Origin of the sequence: Bacteroides sp. L10-4 (assembly GCF_013373675.1) — a bacterium.
Taxonomy (GTDB): Bacteria; Bacteroidota; Bacteroidia; order Bacteroidales; family Bacteroidaceae; genus Bacteroides; species Bacteroides muris.
In genome coordinates this window covers 1-17,838 of sequence record NZ_JABXJH010000029.1, presented here as the reverse complement: position 1 = coordinate 17,838, position 17,838 = coordinate 1, and the positions used below count along the sequence as shown (strand labels likewise).

Here is a 17,838-nt window from a genome sequence, read left to right as displayed (position 1 = left end):
TGCAAAGCTTTATTTCCTTCTCGCAAGATACTCGATGGCATAAACTGACCAGCGGGGAACTTTGCGGATATTTGTACGGACAGCAGGAATGTCGCACAGCAGGAAGAGGGCGGCAAGGCCTAAAGCGAACCAGATAACATAGCCATAAACCTGCTTCATTGCCACCATCATCATGGAGTGCAGGAAGTTGCGGCCAACGTATTCCCCGAGGTTGAAGTGCGCCATATCCAAGTGCGTGAGAGTGAGTTGCTGTCCGTAGCTCATCATGTTGTCGTTCATAAAGTGCGAGAAGATAGTGGTATAAATGCCATAACCTGCTGCTCCTGCCAGATACATATGGAGGATGTTGAACACGAACAAGCTCATGAAGAACTGCTCAAGACTCGGTACCGATTCGTCTAAAGCCCACATCAATGTTGGGGCAAGGATGGCATATGCAAATCCTCGCAAGAAGATGGCAAAGCGATACTGCTCGATATGGACGTTTATGTCCAGCGTGAAGTACATCAGCATGCCATAGAGTGCGATACCGATGAAGGCAATGCCGAAGAGTTTCCACACCTTCCACTTCTTGATTTTCAGCCAATAGAGATCGAGCAGGATACCGAGATACATGCCGGGAAGCGCCCACATATACTGCATCTCTTTGGTCAGTTCCTCCAGCCGGAGGACCTCGCTGTAAAGTATCTCTTCCATCGTGTATTCAGCACCGAAAGCGAGTTCGGTAAAGAAGGTGACGATGAGGATGGGAACAACGTTGCGATATCTAAAAAGACTAAGCTCGATGTAGGGATAACGGTAGTAGCGCAGGCGGTAGAGCACAATGCCGAAAAGCACAATGGCAGCACCGAACAGAAGACGTATGCGGAGGGTATCGAACCACATGAAATAGTCGCCGTACACCACAATGTACGACACTACGAGCATCAGTCCGCAGATGAGCAATGCTCCCTGAAAGTCGATACCTTTGAGCGACAGACGCTGGGGCATGGGACAAAACGGACGACAGAAGACGGTCTGCGTGAGCAATACGAACAACATAGTGCCGATGGTAAAGACATGCATCATCTGCCATGTGAAATGATGACCGAACCAAGCGGCAAGCCATCCGCTACCCTCGATGGCGGTGAGCAGGATGATGTGAAGCACGGGGAAGAAAACGGCAAAATCGCGTCGGGGGGTAATCCAAAGCTGGATGTTGCTCATGCACTCGAACGTGCCCTGTATCTTAGCCATCCCGGCCATGAAGCACACTATCATGAGCACAGGCATCGACTGGCAATGCATCGTCAGCACATTGCATACAGCAAGAACAATAGCAGAACCGCAGAGCAACTGCTTGTTGGTAAAGCGGAACTTCATGCGGAAAAGCATAGGAAAATAGACTGCCATGCCCGCGAGGGTGGCATAAAGCAGAAAGAGCACGTCCTCAATCATGAAGTCGGTGGTGCCACGAATGCCATCCAGCGCACCAAGGTAGATGCTGCCGCCGAACTGGAAGCAAAGAGCGGTCAGCACGTACAGCCACGGCTGTATCCGGCGAGGCACCCACCCCTTCATCATAGGCATGGAAAAGCCCATGCCGGGTGGAGGGCCACCGGCGCTCTTCATAAAGAATTCAGTCAATTGTCCCATTATTCTTCAACGATACATTCCACATTATAACCGCCTTTGAGTCTGGCAACATTAGCATTCTCATCGAGCTTGATACGTACGGTGACGCGCTGTTCGACCTTCACAAAATTACCCGTGGCATTGTCGATGGGAATAAGTGAGAAGGCACTGCCGGTAGCATCAGAGATACGTTCCACCGTACCCGTATATTGTACACCAGGAACGGCATCGGCTGTAATCTCGGCCTTACTGCCCACCTTGATATGAGGCAACTGGCTTTCCTTGTAGTTCGCCTCAACCCAACGTTCACCATCGTCAACGATACTCACCAGCGTCTGGCCCGGATTGACAAGCTGACCTATGTGAATATCCTTCGTACCAACGGTACCGTTACAAGTGGCAATGATGTAGCAATAAGAGAGGTTGAGACGGGCGAGGTCGACGGCACGACAAGCCAGCTCGATGCCCTGCTCCGAAGCGGAAAGGTGATGCCCCTGTTCGACCACGACAGCCGACTGCATCTGACGTGAACGAACCGCCTGCTCGTAGGCTGCCTTGGCACTAAGATAAACCGTATGTACCTTGTCATACTGTTGTCGGGTAACAGCATCCTGACTGAGGAGCTTCTTGAAACGAGCATCCTCACGCATGGCATTCTCCATCTGCACACGTGCGGATTCGATGCCTGCCTCGGTAACGGTCATGCTTGTTTTGGTGGTAACGATACTGCTTGCCGTTCCCTGCGAACCCTGTTCGGCACGGAGAAGATTTGTCTCGGCTTGGGCCAGTCGCAAGCGAAATTCGGCATCCTCGATGATGGCAAGCGTATCACCTTTCTTTACCTGCTGAAAATCCGCGAACCGTACCTCACGGATGAAGCCTTGCACACGGCTGCTCTGAGGCACGATGTTCTGGCGTACACGGGCATTGTCGGTAAATTCTCCACTGCCGAAGTGCATAAACTGGCTCACCACATAAACAGCTCCACCCAAGAGGCAAAGCACGATAAGCGCATTGTATAAATAGATATGTATCTTGTTCTTTTCCATTATTATAAAGTATTTGTTACGTATTTGAGTGTATAGAAATTATAAAGCATGCCGATGCGGGCATTAACCAGCGCCATTTCAGCAGAGAGTTTCATGTTGGAGGCATCGACCATGTCGGTAAGGAGCGCAAGGTCGTTCTGATAACGATTCTGCACCACGGAGTAGTTCTGATTGGCAAGTTCCACCTGCTTTTGCTGTGTCTTTACCTCGGTGTAGGACGTAAGGAGGTTAATGTAGTTTGCCTCTACAGCATTCTCCACACCCTCACGGGCCAAGGCGAGCACTTCCCTCGACTGCCGATGTTCAGTACGTGCCTTGCGGATGTGGTGTTTGTTCTTCCAAAGACTGCCAAGATTGAACTTTACGCCTATCCCGACAAACCACACATTTACATTGCAATCCTTCGGGATGAGGTCTTGTGTATAAGGTCCAAAGAGATGATTCTCTGCCACAACAGCCACCGAAGGTAATGATTCCGCCTTTGCCTGCTTCACCTTCTGCTCTGCAAGATTTGTGGCAACCGTTGCTTGGCTGATACCAAGATTGTTGTCCGTTGCCATCTGCTGCCATGTGTCTTGAACGGCGATTGCCGAGAGTGCATTTATTTCTGTATTTAGCTCATTCTCATCGGGAACTATAACCGTCTGCTCCGGTAAATGAAGCGTTGTAACTAGTTGATGGTTAATGATGGTAGAAGCATCGGTGAGCCTTGTCAGTGTGAGTTCAAGACTCTGCAACTGATATTCATAGCGAGTGATGTCGTTCTGCAAAACAGTACCCTGCTCACGGCGGGCTTTCATTTGGTCAATCTCCTTCTGCGTAAGTGCGATATTCTGACGCACCACTTCTATCTGATTGCCTAACTTGTAGAGGTCAAGATAGTAACCCGTCAACAAGAAGCGCACCTCCTGGCGGTTTTTCTCCACATCGAGTTCTGCCATCTTTTTGCCCAATTCTGCCATGCGGATGCCCGAACGGATAGCGCCACCGGCATACACAACCTGCGACACTTGAGCCGTGAAACTATTTCCCCAATGGGGGGTGTCCTGCTTGCCGTTTGCCACAGGAATAGCCCCCATACCTGGCACGATGTAGTCTGTCACTCCATCGGTCGAAAAACCTCGCGACAGCATGAAGGCATTGCCCGTATAACTACCCTGAAGGCTCAAATCCACACTCGGCAGCAAAGCCGACCTGGCTACTGCCACCCCTTCGCTGGCTGCCTGCAAAGCCACTTCACTCACTCTCACTTTCTGACTCTGTTGGTCAGCAAGATTGTAAAGTGCCGTGAGTGTCATCGCCTGCACAGCCTTGTCTTGTGCATATATAGGCATAAGACAAAGCTCTCCGGCCATCAGAGCGACAACCAGAGCTGAATAAACCATAAGTTTGTTCATGAAATAAAAATAAATGTATTGTTGTTCATTATTTTTTTCCTCTAACCGTTAACTATAAGCCGTTAACCTCTGTTCATTCCCTCGGAAATACTAATAATGAACCATAAGAGTCCGGACAGCACAACATCTGCCACAATGCGCTACAAACGACCTCATCAGGGAATATAAAAAAGATGAGAACCGAATTTCGAGCACTATTGATTAAGAAATCCGGTGCAAAAGTACAAATAAAAAGTCGAAATAGGGTTCAAAAAAGTCGGTAAGTATCAAAAATTAATGTTTGAAAAGTATGGTATCATCCTTTTTCTTATTGACAATTTTAACTTAAAACAAATCGTAGTCAATAAATCACTGCACATCATATAGTAATAGGGAATAGCCTGCACCACAGCCCATCCCCTATCACCTTAATTCTACTTGTGTGACTTCTCCTCTTACTTCACCACACCGTCCGTCATCGTAAAGCCTTCCAGTGAGCCGGCTTTCACCTGAATACAAATCACACTGATAGCACTATCTGCCGCAGCCGACAATTGGCGTTCTCCTGCCGGAGCCACGCGAAGCCAGTCACCCGCCTGCAGCTCTACAGTTTCTCCGTCAATCACCATGGTGCCATGTCCGGAGAGGACGGCATAAATCTCTTCATTTTGCTTGTGCGAATGCACAAAGGGTACTCCCGCACCAGCCGGCAGATTGCTGATGGATACTTCCGCACCGGTCAAATTCAATGAATCGTGCAGCTCGACACGTGCCTCGCCTGCGGGCACATTTACTTTCTGATAGTTCTTCATAATCACTTCTCCTTAGTATGTTTTGATTTACGATTGCAAAGTTAGGCGACTGCCACATGCCACACAATAAGGCACTTGCAAATCAGTCTGTTACCTCCATGTTACCATTATTGGCAAATAAGGAGTTAGAAAAATAAAATTAACAAAATTTATCTCTATCTTTGCCGAAAAAGCAAATATCGACTAAACTCTATAAAACATGAAGATTCTGAAAAAAATTTCAAAAGTAATAGTCATTGTAGTGGCTGTACTGGCAGTCATTTGGTGTGGTTTGTATGTTTACGCCAACTATTTCTATAATGATAAGCAGATTGATGTAGAAAACTTCTACATTGCAGAACTACCGTTAGCCCCCTCACAGTTTGAAGAAGATTTCAAAGAAATACACCAGACCGTCATGGAGAATTATTCATTATACCAAGCCAAACATCTGAATATGGATTCATTGTATCAAGCTTGTAACGCTCGCGTTCGCCAGGCGCAGACCACCACATACTACGGACTGATAGTGCAGGAATACATCTCTGCCTTACAATGCGCCCACGCCATTACCTGCTACAAGATGTACACAGCCAATCAACGCGTAGCCTTTATAGAGAATTCCTTGTTCGTTGACAAACCCAATGACTATCTGACAGAATACGGATTCCAGGACAAAGACCGGATTATAGCTATCAACGGATTCCCCTATAAACAATGGATTGAACAGAACGAAAAATATACCGAAGCATCTACCATCCCCTACAGACGGCTCCGTACAGCCTATGATGCGTTCCGTAGTTATGCAGACACCCTAAGAAACTATACACTGCTGAGAGGGGGCGATACTCTAACCGTCACCCTTCCCTTGAAACAAAGGGACTATTTTCCGGATAACGAAGAACAAACTGTGGAAAGCAGGATATTACAAGACAGCATCGGTTACCTTACCATCAAAACCATGATGAACCCCGTCATGGAAGATTTCAAGGCAGTCTATCCCAAAGTCAAGGATTTACCATACCTCATTATAGACGTACGTAGAAACGGAGGAGGAAACAGCATGAATGGAGTAGACATCTGCAAGTACTTCATCCGCGAAGCACAACTACACTGCGTCAGCAAGAACTACATCATGCAACCCGAAACCGACGCCTATAAAGGTAAAATCTACCTGCTGACCGACACTTATACACTCTCTGCTGCCGAAAGCTTCACACTTGACATGAAGGAAAGCGGCCATGTCACCCTCATCGGTGAAGCCACTGGAGGAGATACCGGCAATGAGCCCCGTCCTTTCTGCACTAAACAGCGAACCTATTTCCGTATTCCTACCCGCCAGCCGGATGTCTCTCCCAAAGGTTTCCCTATGGAAGGTATAGGCATACCACCCCATCATCAAGTATCCCAAACCGTAGCAGATTTCATGAAGGATGAAGATACAGTGCTGAATTATGCTGTCGGACTGATAACAGAGAAACAATAATACATTTCCTCAACGAAAAAAAGCCAAGTATCAAAGGTATCTCACCTCACGATACTTGGCTCTTTTATATTGAAAACATTTCTACATTGGCAGTAATATTATGTAACAGTAGTAAATTGTCTGATATCAGAACTAGCGGAAAATTTATGGTATGACGTTCCAAAAAAATGAAATTGTCTCTGCAACAAGTGGATTTATACTTGCCTTATCGTAACGGTGGCATCTACGGACACCCAAACAAGAGATATAGACTTTCCGTTTCATGCGCATATATCTTCCCCCTTCATATTCATGCAATACTGTCATACAAAAATAGGAAGAATAAATCAGAAGAGCAGTACATATACTGCTAATTTATTAAAATATAGAATCCTTGCTTGTGGTCTGGAGATTCCAGTTTCATATCGGCACACATCAGGAAAGCATTGTACGGCCCCCACATGGACATGATGAACCAAAGCTGGTCATCATTGTCTTTCAACGGATGTATGTAAGCGCAATACAAGGCAGGATACCTGTCTGCTTCCGCCAATACTTTCGGCTCACTCCAGTGGACGAAACCCTTCGAAGTACAGTAAAGAATGGCATGCCTTTTGGCCAAAGGAGCCTCATCGTAGTTCGGATTGTAATTTTTTATTCACGACAAAGCCTTCTCCACTGGTATCTCCGAAAAACATGCCCACACGGTTTCCATCCATATGCCACATCAAGCCTAAATCCGTTCCATATACATCAAAGTCAGGTCCGGTATTATTGGGATTCAGTAATATATCTCCCGGCAAGGGATTGCCTGTGACACGAGATATCATGCGTACATTATCAATACACTGTGTTTTTTCACTATCAGCATCCTTACAAGCCATATTGCCCGTCAAACTGCAGGCAAGAAGCCCGAATAGTAAAATTTGTTTATCTCACATTCTTATCAACTCCATATACAAACATACATTTCCCCCATCTATTCCTCTATTCTTTCCAAGATAATCAGTCCCAGTTCAAACTGGTCCCCACCGTTATTATTTCTTACATGGAAAGTGACCGAATTGGTTTGTTCCGTCAAGTTGATGTCTCCTACATATACTCTGTCTTTAGACACTTCTCTGTCCTTCTTAGTAGAAATCCATCCGGACAATTGCTTCTGACGTTGCCAAACCTGGAAGTCAGCACCATTTGGCTTTTCAAAATAGTTAATCAGCAAACGGTACCTGCCTTCGGGCACATCGGTCAGATTGATACGAACCACACCTCCGTGACAGGTGTTCATGCGGATGCCACGATCATTGGATACTTGAACGCCTCCACCCACTGTCATTTCCATCAACTGAGGGAAATAAATATGTTCGGTAGGCAAGTAAACCACACGTTGTTCCGCAGAAGGTTCTTCCCTATTTTGCAAAGGACGGTCAGAGTAAAAGAGACCAATGGAAATATAATCCACCGGGAAGTTATTTTTTACCTCACCGTGTTCCATTCCATGATAGATTTCCTTTTCATAAGACATCTTGTCGACCAAGAAGAAGCGGTAACCGCCGGTACGCGCCATCGGAAGCGAATAGTCCAGACAACCATGAAGGGGAAGACTGTTTCCTCTGTCCCAACGGTCCAGGCAAGCATACCAACCGCCGTTATAATAGTCTTCGGAACCGGTACCATGCAGGCGTGCCTTCTTATCTACATAGGTCGTATCGTCTCCCTCAAAGAAGAGGGTCATACCCGGACGCAATCCCTGCGCTTGGTGGATGGTGCCTATATAGTGTCCCTTTCCTTTTTGTGCTGCAAACTTATGGAAGGTGCCGAGCGGAGTCTTCTCCCTGCGCCATGTAGAATAGAATTTACCTTCTTGCTTGGCATTGCGCTTGTTACTGTTATAATACACCTTCACATTTACGGAAACAGGGGATTGCTGAACGTCTTCTCTCTTCTTATAAATTATCTTCATGGAAGCCGATTCATCGAAAGGCATCGGCAGGTAACAGTAGTTGGAAGTACCCTGCTTACCCATCAGAATGCTGCGCATGGCTCCTTTGCCATAAGCGTAGCCAAAGAAGTCGGCAACGGGAGCATAGATAGCCTCCACTTTCTCATTGTCCCACCTGGCAGAAAGAAGCACATCCTTGTACAAGCCTTCGAAAGAGCTACCGCCGTCAATCGTCATACCGACAATACGTCCCGGCTCCTCCATCTCAAAGAAAGAAACTTCTTCGCCCGGATTGATGGTGAATGTCTTCTCCATAGTCTGCGTGACGGCAGACTTTCCGAACGTATAGTTGGTGACGGCGGGAGTCAAATCAGCCCATACCTTGTTCACCTCGGCCAGCAACTCCTTATCCTGCTGTGAGAATTCACCGGTATAGGTTTCCACCTTCTTTCCCGGAAGGTTACGGTATTGTATCTGAATGAATTCCAACTTAGGTCCGTCGAAAACAATCTTGCAGGACTTTTTGTACGTAATGGGCAGATAACAATAAAAGCCACCGATTTCATTGCCGCAGACCGGCTTCGTAAACGGATAAACCTTACCGGAAAACAAGTCCGAGAACTTTATTTTCAAACCGGGTTCTTTCTGTCCGTCAAAATAGAAATAGAGCATGTTGTCCGTCGGTGTGGGTGTCCAGATGCGGTTGATGACTCCGGGACCTTCCATCTCGGCAATCACCAGCCTATCATCTTCCTTGCGGAGGAAAGAATAAGTTCCGGCAAAACCATCGTCGTTGCCCCATGTCCTGTCGTAGCTCGAAAACTGCTCCACATAAGAGCCCGTACGATATTCGGGCAGTTTATCCACTCTTTTCAACAACTCCAGCTCGTCTGTCCATCTGTACGGATTCTGAGCCATTACATACGAGCCTGCCCACAAAACGGCAGACAAGAAAACTGAAACCTTCTTTAGGGTAATCTCCATAGATTATTTGTTATATGTTTATTAAAAAGGCAAGGAGAGAATGCCTGCTTAAACGGTATCTCTCCTCACTGACAGTACTATTTCAATAGAAAGGATTACCTGTGTCCATAAAGCCACATCAATTCTCATCTTCTGAAAATACAATGAAACTTACGCCAAAGAATTTGGCCCATTGCACATTGTTCGGACCTGGTCTCATTTCGATATGAACGACACCTTCGTCATTGGGCTCGATGCCCTTGATCTTTACCATTCTATCGAAATTATCGTCATTGACCAGACAAGCAGTGCCATCGTTCTTTCCGATTACATGATACTCGGTCTCCGTTCCACGGTCATTGATGTGGCCATAGAAGTTGAACGTGTATTTTGTTTCCCGAGAGAGACCTGTCAGCTTGAATCCACTGACCGGAATAGCAATGCCGTCGCTGAAGAACATATCCTCAGAAGCTGTATCCGGAAAGCCCAAGTTGTTACTCAAGCCACGAGCCAATTCTCCGGAAAACGGTTTGTCCACTTCGATGCCAAAGGTAGTAGGACGGCCTCTTTGATCAAGCATGTTCACCAATCCGGGGTCTCTAGGATTCCGATAGTTGTTGAACGGAGCTGGAGAGTCGAAGACACCAAAGTCAATGTAACACGTCTTAGGAGTCTTGATAACAGTCAAGTCGCTAAAGTAGCACAACTTGCCATCGGCCGTCTCTACCTTGATGACCGTTTTTCCGACGGCAACAGGCGTAATGACGGCCGCATTGTTTTCTACGCCTTCAATGGTCGCCACATCGGAATCGAGCACACTCCACTTCAACTGATAGGAATCACCCGCCAAGGTGTCAACGGAAGCGGTGACAGTGGCAGTTTCGTCAATCTCCATATAAACCGACGACTGATCGATACGAACAAACTTACGATTGGACAAGTCCACATCATTGTCATCCGAGCAAGACATCAATGTGGCAAACGCTAACGCCATTGTACAAAATATGAATTTTATTGATTTCATACTTCTTCTCAATTATTTATGCGATTCAGCAGTTGCAACTGATTTCTTTTTTACCGGTTATGAACTAAATGTGATATAGAAACGGGGGCAACTACTGATTCGCATGATTTATTAATATCCGGGAGCTTGTCTCAGTTTAGGATTTATATCCATCTGGGCTTGAGGAACAGGCCACAAATACATTCTCTTATTGAAGGTACGGCTCTTATAATAAGTTCTCTTATAAAAAGCTTTCGGATTGTTCACATCATCACTCTTTTCAGAACCATCATGGTTCATTCCGTACAACTTACCACCCAAATACTTTTCCCCAAGTTTCCAACGACGGATATCATGGAAGCGGATACCTTCGCAATTGAATTCCACACGGCGTTCCTGTTGAATGGCGGCACGCATTTCTTCCTTGCTCAATCCCTCTTTCAAAGCAGGAATCCCGGCTCTTTCTCTTATCAGATTGACATACTTATACACATCGGCCGTAGGAGCTGACGACGATTCGTTCAGTGCTTCCGCATAACCCAGGTAAGCATCGGCCATCCGGTATAAGATACCCGGTTGATATACATACTTGTTTTCCCGGGGGAATACATCCAAAGAGATTCGCTTACGGACATTATAACCGTTCTGCGGAGAGTCGAAAGTCATGTCGGTGTCTCTACCTCCCTGCAAAAACTCTACGTGACGGTTATCCACTCCCAACCAAGCACCATTATAAATTACGGAAACATAGAAACGAGGTTCGCGATTACAATACATATTGTAAGTACCCTCTTCGGTCACCGGACTCATGCCGGTCTCTTTGTCAGCCAAGTGTGAAGGTCCTCCTCCGGGCCACTTGGTAGTTCTGAATTCCGTTTCGGTGGAAAATCCCTTCTCCACATATCCTGATTCGGGATTGATAATAGGAGAACCGTCTTCATTATATCCTACGACGGGAACCTCCCCATTCTTCATATAGAACGCATCTACCAATTCTTGGGTAACCCCCATTGCAGCATTTCCACCAATGCCCTTCGGCAAATGATGGTCTTGCCAATAATAGAGGTCTGCATTCTCGGGCCGCCCGAAGACAATCTCCTTATTACCTTCGGAAAAGCGTTTCAATGACATGTTATAATAAGACATGAAAGGGTCAATTGTGCCGTCCGCATTATACTCACAGTATAATTTATATCCGGCGGCCTCGGCAGCCGCTATCAAATCCAGATGGGCGGCTGCCGCTTTCGTCCATTTTTCCGTTTTTTCTTCCGCATCAAACAAATATTCTCCTTCCGAATTTTGCCAGTCCTTGAAATCGGGATTTCCGTTGAACAAAGGGCTTGCAGCATAAAGCAATGTCTTCGCCCGGATAGCCAAAGCCATTATAGAAGTCGCCCTGCCCCAATCGGTATTATTCGAATAGACAGCGGGCAAGCTTTTAGATACTTCCAAAAGTTCATTGTCAATCCAAGCTACAATCTCGTCATAAGGCCGTTGAGGAGTCATCAATTCAGATTCGGGAGCATCAACCGGAAAAATTACCCCGGGAGTAAACGGAATAGGCCCGTATAATTCAATCATTAAAGAATAATAGTAGGCTATCAGGAAGCGAACTTCGTATTTCATCTGATGCACATAGGCTTCGGTGAGACCTTTCTCCGGAATAACCTTTGCTTGTTCCAAGAAAATCAGTCCGGCGCGTATCCGCTTGTTAAGTTCTACCCAATAATAGGGATTCCAAGCCGAAATAGGGCTCCAGTTGCCAGTGGTATAGGCATACACATTGCCCCAACCGAAGGGCGACCAGTCCTGAGGAATCGTGATATCATCCCCCATGATATTGTAACCATGGTCTTTAAAATATCCCCACATAGGACTGGGAACAGAAGAATAAACACCGGCCAACCAGTCTTCCGTTCTTATCTTATCGGAAAAAACCATCTCCATGGTCAGCTGATCGTCAGGGGCCTTATCCAGAAAATCGTTGCAACTTGTTGTCAGTGCCATGAAACCCGACAACAAAACGGCTACCAATATAGATTTATATTTTTTCATATATCGTATCTTGTTAGTTATTGAAATTAATGCTGAATCCTATTGACACAGATTTCATCTGAGGATATCTCAATCCATCCGTAGTTTCCAGTTCCGGATCCCAAAGCTTGAAATCGGAGAATGTCAACAGATTGGTTCCCCTTGCAAACAAACGGCAGTCCCGAACCCCAATCTTGCTTGTCCAGCGCCGTGGAAGGGTATACCCCAGTTCAAGATTCTTCAACCGCAAGAAACTCATGTCACGCAACCACCAAGTGGAAGCTCTGGAGTTATTAGCCACGGCCTTGTCACCCATGCGGGGCCAGAATACATCTTTCCTCGGATTTTCCGGTGTCCAGCGGTCGTCTATATTCGAGAAGATATTGCCAGCTCCCAATGAAGAACCCGGCAGCCAAGTTTCTCCTCCCAGCAACTGATAAGTCTTGCCGGTACCCTGGAAGAATATGCCAAAATCGACCGCCTTGTATCTGACCGTTGCTCCAAAGCCATAAACCACCTCAGGAATACGCGTACCGCCAATGGCTGTCTCATCCACTGCCGTCACTTCACCGTCACCATTCAAGTCCTTATATTTAATATCCCCCGGACGCAAATTACTCGCATCGCTGAAGTTCTGCGCAGGAATGCCTTCCTTCAGCCTGCCGTTCTCGTCAAAGTCATCTTCCGTAAAGAGTCTTTCGGCTATCAGACCGAACATTTGTCCTACCGGTTTGCCGGTGCCCGAACGATAAGTACCGAGGATGGCCGCCGGTTCATCTATTTCCAACACTTTATTGTGGGCATACGTATAGTTGGCCATGGCAGACACAGCCCAGTCTTTATTGAACTGGTGGTTGACATTCAACGAGATGTCAAATCCTTTATTCTCCACCTTACCGAAATTGGCCCAGACACTACGGTTAAATCCTGCCGAACCCGGTACATTCTTACGTTGCATGAAGATGTCTTCTCTCTTTTCCTTAAACACATCTACCACAAGGTTCACACTGTTGTTCCAAAGTCCCAAGTCCAGACCGGCATTCATCTTGGTCACAGTCTCCCAAGTCAGATTATTGACCCCGATTTCACCTTCGGAACGCCCCAAACGATAAACATTGGCATCCGTACCCCAAGTATAGGACCCGGTATCTACAATGGTAGAAATATACGCGAAGCGTCTGCCGCCTCCGATATTACTGTTACCGGCTTTTCCCCAAGTGGCTCTCAGTTTGAGGTTAGATACAATATCGGACAACGGCTTCATGAATTTCTCTGACGATACAATCCATCCTAAAGCCACGGCCGGAAAGAATCCGAACCGTTTGCCACGTGCAAAGTTCTCGGAACCGTTGTAACCAAAATTAAATTCACCTATATAACGGCTGTCGTAAGTATACGAGAACCTTCCAGCTATACCCTGACTCCGGTAAGGGAGAGTTTCGCCCTTGTCATAATCCTTCTGATTATACAAGAACATGGCATTCACGTCATGCATACCTCCGAAAACGCGGTTGTAAGAAAGCATTCCTTCCAGGTAGATACTTTGGTCTCCCCATTCGGCTCCTTTGGCATAGCCCAAGAACTCCTGACCGTTTTCCTGTACATCGGTAACAATGTTGCCATCCTCATCGCGCGATGTTGCCGGATTATAGTAATAAGGATTCTTGGAACGCGTCACCGAATTGGCAGAGAACTTATCAAACGAAAAAGTCACTTTCGCCTTCAAACCGGGTGTGATGAATTTCAAATCCTGCTCAAGAGAAGTCAAGGACTCGATTTTATTGTGGTTCATCTTTTCATATCCGCGTTGCGTGGCCCAGGCCCAAGGGTTCTCCTTGAACTTCACACGCGGAATGCGACCATCGGAATAAATAGCCGGATGCACATAGGGCGGAACACGCATCGCCTGATAGAAAATACCGGCATTTGTTTCGTTGCTTCCCGGAGGCGCATTCCTGGTTTGCAGAAAGACTCCTACATTAGCGCGAAACAGCGTGGTCGGAGTCAGATTCACGTCGACGTTGGAACGTACCGTATATCGGTTCACTTTCAATGAAGAGTCCCATTCCTGATTTTTGTCGCGCTCAATAATACCATTCTCATTATAATATCCCACCACCAGCGAATAACGCAGGATATCCGTACCACCATTGACACTGACGTTGGCCTTCGTATTGTCTGCATGGTCTTTCGACACGACATCCCACCAATTTACATCCGGGTACAGTTCCGGGTCGGTCTGATTCTGATAGTTCAGCAAAGTGGCATCGCTCACGAACGGAGCTCTTCCTTGCTCGGCATACATCTCATTAATCAATTGCAGGTATTTCACACTACCAATATAATCGGGTATCTTGATGGGTTGCGTAAAGGAGTGTTCAAAACGTACATCTACCTGAGGCTTTCCGATTTTACCGCGCTTGGTTTCAATCATCACCACCCCATTAGCACCGCGTACGCCGTAAACGGCACTGGCAGCAGCATCCTTCAAGACAGAGAAAGAAGCTATTTCCTCGGGATCGATATCGTGAAGCGACCTTTCGATACCGTCCACCAACACCAGCGGATTGGTATTTCCTGTAAAACTACTGATACCACGAATCCAGAAATCCGAATTATTAAACCAAGGGTCACCGCTTCTTTGAACTGCAATAACACCAGGTACCATACCTGCCAAATTATTGCTTAAGGAACGGCTGGGAGCCGCAGCAAGCTTGGCAGGCTCAATGTTGGTGATGGAGCCAACCACGGAAGCCTTCTTCTGCGTACCGAAGCCCACTACCACCACTTCGTCAAGGGCCGCCACGTCTTCTTCCATGGATACGTCGACAATACCCTTCGAACCGACCGGCAATACTTTATCCTTAAAACCGATATAAGAAAACTTCAAGGAAGGCTTCTCACCACTCAATACAATCGTATACGTGCCGTTGATATCGGTAATCACGCCATTGGAGGGATTATTGACCTCCGTCACGTTTACTCCGATGAGCAATTCACCTTGTGCGTCCATCACACGTCCGGTCACCTTCTTGGGCGACTGTGCAAGTGCATAATGCATATTCCCGATAAAGATTAAAAATACCAGGAGACATTTCATCGGTTGCTGCTGAAAAATGTTTTTCATATTAGAAACTATTATTGATGATTTACTAATTGTATAGAAAGCCATACAACCTATTACCGGCACCATAGCAGTGCCATCATGCTGGCACTATTGTGCCAATCTATTGGCAACATTGTGCCAAAGCGATGGCACAGTCTTGCCACTACGTTGGCAAGACTTAAGAAAAACAGCAATACTTAAATACGGCTCTATACGAAAGAAAGAATCCCTCTTATTCGTTCCCCCAAAGCGTAGCTTTATTACCCTTAGCTTTACGCCAGGCGTCACGCCAACGATGTATGTCCATGTGATTGATGAAAGGCTTCGGTGCCCTTTGTGCCTTTGTAGGAGCTTCGGGAAGAGATACTGCCGAATCCTGATACCAATAGGCGACGGTGGCCAAATCCAAGGTCAGGTTATTGTTGGAACCATGCTCTATCGTGCCTTTCACACTCTTCTCAAAGAAGACGGGATCGGCTATGAAGAAGCGGTAGACATGGGTACGTCCCAGCCAGCCTATGTCATTATTAACGCGCGGATACCCGAAATAAGGATGCGAGAACGGCTCTTTAGGGCACCAGGAAGTGTTGAAGAAGTCTTCCGTGCCCGTTCCTATCAACGAAGGCGTTTCCTCTCCGTCAATGAACCACATATCATCCCCTTCGCCATACCACATAGTAGTAGGGCAGTGCACATAGTAGTTGATGCCCACGAAATGCCCTTTTCCTTGTGTGTCTACGAAAACGTAATTGTCCTTACCGGTAGTATTCGGTTTCTGCTCTCCGGTAAGTCCCCATTCCGTTTCACCTTCGGGAAGGGCCTCCGTGAGGTTATGGTTGTACCACGCATGGAATCTGCCCATATCTTTGGGAAGCTTGTCCATTTCCAGATAATCTACATAGAAATAGAAGGCATCGATATTCCTGTCACTTTGATTCTCGATTTCAATACGTGCTCCCTTTTCAAAAGGCATGGTAAAGTAGCAAGACATTCCGGTACCGTTTTCAGGACCTGATGAAAGAGGCAATGATGCATAATTATATCTTTCGTCCCATCCTTGCCCAAAGAAAGGTCCGATAGGAGACTCTACAGAGGGATAATCGTTGCCATCCCAATACATACGGATAATAATATCATTTCTGCTCAACGCGGGAGGAGGAGGCGCAATGGTTACCCAAATATGGTTGATGGCCCCTGCTCCCTTGATGTCTGCAATGATACGTTTCTCACCCGGCTTGAAAGGTTCCAGATGATCTCTGTTGCCTCCGGTAGGGTCTGTACTGGAGATTCTTTTGTTCTTTACACCCGATTTCAACTTTGCCAAGTCAAACATTTCATTCGTCATGTTCGACTGTGCAAAAACAGCAGGAAAGTACAATCCCAAAACAAGGGAAAGCAACAAACTGAATTTTGTAATTCTTCTCATGATTTTTTGTTTACATTGATTAATTAGATGATTAGTATTCCAATAAATAGGGTTTCTCATTGAATGTTTTCCACAGCAATTCTCCAAACAATGTATTGGCCCATGCAAACCAGCTCCTTGTGAATTTCTTGGGGTCATCCTTGTGGAATGACTCGTGCATGAATCCGGTACCGGCATGCGTTTTCTGGAGCATCCGGATACATTGCTGTAACTCTTCATCGTTTTGAGCGGTCAGGGCTTTCATTATCAGACTCATCGGCCATATCATGTCTGTACCAATATGATGTCCTCCTATCCCTTCAAAATAAAAGCCTTTAAAGAAATAAGGATTGTATTCCGACCACACGAATCTTCTGGTATTGGCATAAATTGCATCATCACTATCAACACCACCCAGATAGGGTAACGCCAGCAGATTAGGGACGTTGGCATCATCACTAAGATAAGCCGATCCAAAGCCATCTATTTCAAAAGCATAGATTTTACCGAACTTCGGATGATTCACCACGGCATACGTCTGTAAAGCATTATAAACTTCTTTACTCAACGTCAACAGTTCATCAGCCAATACATTGTCTTTGGTTATCTTTTGAACCATTTCGGAAGCCTGCCTCAAACTGGCCACCGCAAAGAAATTGGACGGGACGAGAAAAGGAAAGATAGTGGCATCATCACTAGGCCTGAAAGTAGAACAAATCAATCCAACCGGATTTACTTTATAACCCACTCCACCCATAGGAACAGCATCTATAGCCCATTCCGAAGTTCTGCGAAAGCTATAAGGCCCGTTACCATGTTTTCTCTGCTGTTCCTTGCAGACTCTTAAAATGGTTTCTATCGCCTTCTTCCATTGCGCATCGAAAGGAGAAGCATCATTTGTCTTTTTCCAGTATCCATATGCCAGGCGAATGGGATAGCAAAGCGAATCCAATTCATACTTACGTTCACTACTGTCCAATAAAAGTTAGCTAATCGGTCTTTGAAATTATTGAAATACAGTCTTTTAAGCAGTCCTTTAGAATGAAACGGATTTGAATTCGTAGCTTAGCGGTCAAATTGAAGGCCGCTTATG

12 protein-coding genes and 1 pseudogene are annotated in these 17,838 nt (G+C 46.2%); 1 reads left to right on the top strand and 12 read right to left on the bottom strand.

The window, feature by feature from the left end:
- Positions 1-9: 9 nt before the first annotated feature.
- The 4 genes from HU824_RS10770 to HU824_RS10755 form a co-directional block, all read right to left on the bottom strand.
- Entirely contained in the window at positions 10-1,635 is a 1,626-nt protein-coding gene (locus HU824_RS10770) for a hypothetical protein (RefSeq protein ID WP_176468827.1), read from the bottom strand.
- Complete coding sequence (locus HU824_RS10765) at positions 1,635-2,663, bottom strand: HlyD family secretion protein (RefSeq protein ID WP_176468825.1); 1,029 nt, start codon at positions 2,661-2,663, stop codon at positions 1,635-1,637. Before HU824_RS10765 ends, HU824_RS10770 begins: the two co-directional genes overlap by 1 nt.
- 2 nt (positions 2,664-2,665) lie before the next feature.
- The gene (locus HU824_RS10760) at positions 2,666-4,060 is read right to left on the bottom strand and encodes a TolC family protein (RefSeq protein ID WP_176468824.1); all 1,395 of its coding nucleotides are present in this window, start codon (positions 4,058-4,060) and stop codon (positions 2,666-2,668) included.
- A 434-nt stretch (positions 4,061-4,494) separates the two neighbouring features.
- Complete coding sequence (locus HU824_RS10755; protein WP_176468822.1) at positions 4,495-4,851, bottom strand: cupin domain-containing protein; 357 nt, start codon at positions 4,849-4,851, stop codon at positions 4,495-4,497.
- A 199-nt stretch (positions 4,852-5,050) separates the two neighbouring features.
- Between HU824_RS10755 and HU824_RS10750 the strand changes: the two genes are divergently transcribed.
- Positions 5,051-6,316, top strand: coding sequence for a S41 family peptidase (locus HU824_RS10750; protein WP_176468820.1), 1,266 nt, complete (start codon positions 5,051-5,053; stop codon positions 6,314-6,316).
- A 349-nt stretch (positions 6,317-6,665) separates the two neighbouring features.
- On the opposite strand, the gene HU824_RS19755 is transcribed toward HU824_RS10750, so the two are convergent.
- The 8 genes and pseudogenes from HU824_RS19755 to HU824_RS10715 all read right to left on the bottom strand — a co-directional run.
- The gene (locus tag HU824_RS19755) at positions 6,666-6,917 is read right to left on the bottom strand and encodes a DUF4185 domain-containing protein (RefSeq protein WP_255260496.1); all 252 of its coding nucleotides are present in this window, start codon (positions 6,915-6,917) and stop codon (positions 6,666-6,668) included.
- Positions 6,918-6,924: 7 nt separating this feature from the next.
- Positions 6,925-7,125, bottom strand: a complete 201-nt coding sequence (locus tag HU824_RS19750) for a DUF4185 domain-containing protein (RefSeq protein ID WP_230469200.1) — start codon at positions 7,123-7,125, stop codon at positions 6,925-6,927.
- A gap of 149 nt (positions 7,126-7,274) precedes the next feature.
- The gene (locus HU824_RS10740; RefSeq protein WP_176468819.1) at positions 7,275-9,218 is read right to left on the bottom strand and encodes a glycoside hydrolase family 172 protein; all 1,944 of its coding nucleotides are present in this window, start codon (positions 9,216-9,218) and stop codon (positions 7,275-7,277) included.
- A gap of 118 nt (positions 9,219-9,336) precedes the next feature.
- Complete coding sequence (locus HU824_RS10735) at positions 9,337-10,221, bottom strand: Ig-like domain-containing protein (protein ID WP_176468817.1); 885 nt, start codon at positions 10,219-10,221, stop codon at positions 9,337-9,339.
- A 111-nt stretch (positions 10,222-10,332) separates the two neighbouring features.
- Complete coding sequence (locus tag HU824_RS10730; RefSeq protein ID WP_176468816.1) at positions 10,333-12,255, bottom strand: RagB/SusD family nutrient uptake outer membrane protein; 1,923 nt, start codon at positions 12,253-12,255, stop codon at positions 10,333-10,335.
- 13 nt (positions 12,256-12,268) lie between these two features.
- Positions 12,269-15,361, bottom strand: a complete 3,093-nt coding sequence (locus HU824_RS10725; protein ID WP_176468814.1) for a TonB-dependent receptor — start codon at positions 15,359-15,361, stop codon at positions 12,269-12,271.
- Positions 15,362-15,572: 211 nt separating this feature from the next.
- On the bottom strand, positions 15,573-16,766 hold the full coding sequence (locus HU824_RS10720) for a glycoside hydrolase family 172 protein (protein ID WP_176468812.1): 1,194 nt from the start codon (positions 16,764-16,766) through the stop codon (positions 15,573-15,575).
- A gap of 31 nt (positions 16,767-16,797) precedes the next feature.
- Positions 16,798-17,712, bottom strand: a pseudogene (locus tag HU824_RS10715) (glycoside hydrolase family 125 protein); the annotation flags it as partial.
- Between the last annotated feature and the right edge of the window lie 126 nt (positions 17,713-17,838).

Coding starts and splice junctions, on each gene's coding strand:
- HU824_RS10770 (WP_176468827.1), bottom strand. CDS start 1,635: ATGGGACAATTGACTGAATTCTTTATGAAGAGCGCCGGTGGCCCTCCA.
- HU824_RS10765 (WP_176468825.1), bottom strand. CDS start 2,663: ATGGAAAAGAACAAGATACATATCTATTTATACAATGCGCTTATCGTG.
- HU824_RS10760 (WP_176468824.1), bottom strand. CDS start 4,060: ATGAACAAACTTATGGTTTATTCAGCTCTGGTTGTCGCTCTGATGGCC.
- HU824_RS10755 (WP_176468822.1), bottom strand. CDS start 4,851: ATGAAGAACTATCAGAAAGTAAATGTGCCCGCAGGCGAGGCACGTGTC.
- HU824_RS10750 (WP_176468820.1), top strand. CDS start 5,051: ATGAAGATTCTGAAAAAAATTTCAAAAGTAATAGTCATTGTAGTGGCT.
- HU824_RS19750 (WP_230469200.1), bottom strand. CDS start 7,125: ATGATATCTCGTGTCACAGGCAATCCCTTGCCGGGAGATATATTACTG.
- HU824_RS10740 (WP_176468819.1), bottom strand. CDS start 9,218: ATGGAGATTACCCTAAAGAAGGTTTCAGTTTTCTTGTCTGCCGTTTTG.
- HU824_RS10735 (WP_176468817.1), bottom strand. CDS start 10,221: ATGAAATCAATAAAATTCATATTTTGTACAATGGCGTTAGCGTTTGCC.
- HU824_RS10730 (WP_176468816.1), bottom strand. CDS start 12,255: ATGAAAAAATATAAATCTATATTGGTAGCCGTTTTGTTGTCGGGTTTC.
- HU824_RS10725 (WP_176468814.1), bottom strand. CDS start 15,361: ATGAAAAACATTTTTCAGCAGCAACCGATGAAATGTCTCCTGGTATTT.
- HU824_RS10720 (WP_176468812.1), bottom strand. CDS start 16,766: ATGAGAAGAATTACAAAATTCAGTTTGTTGCTTTCCCTTGTTTTGGGA.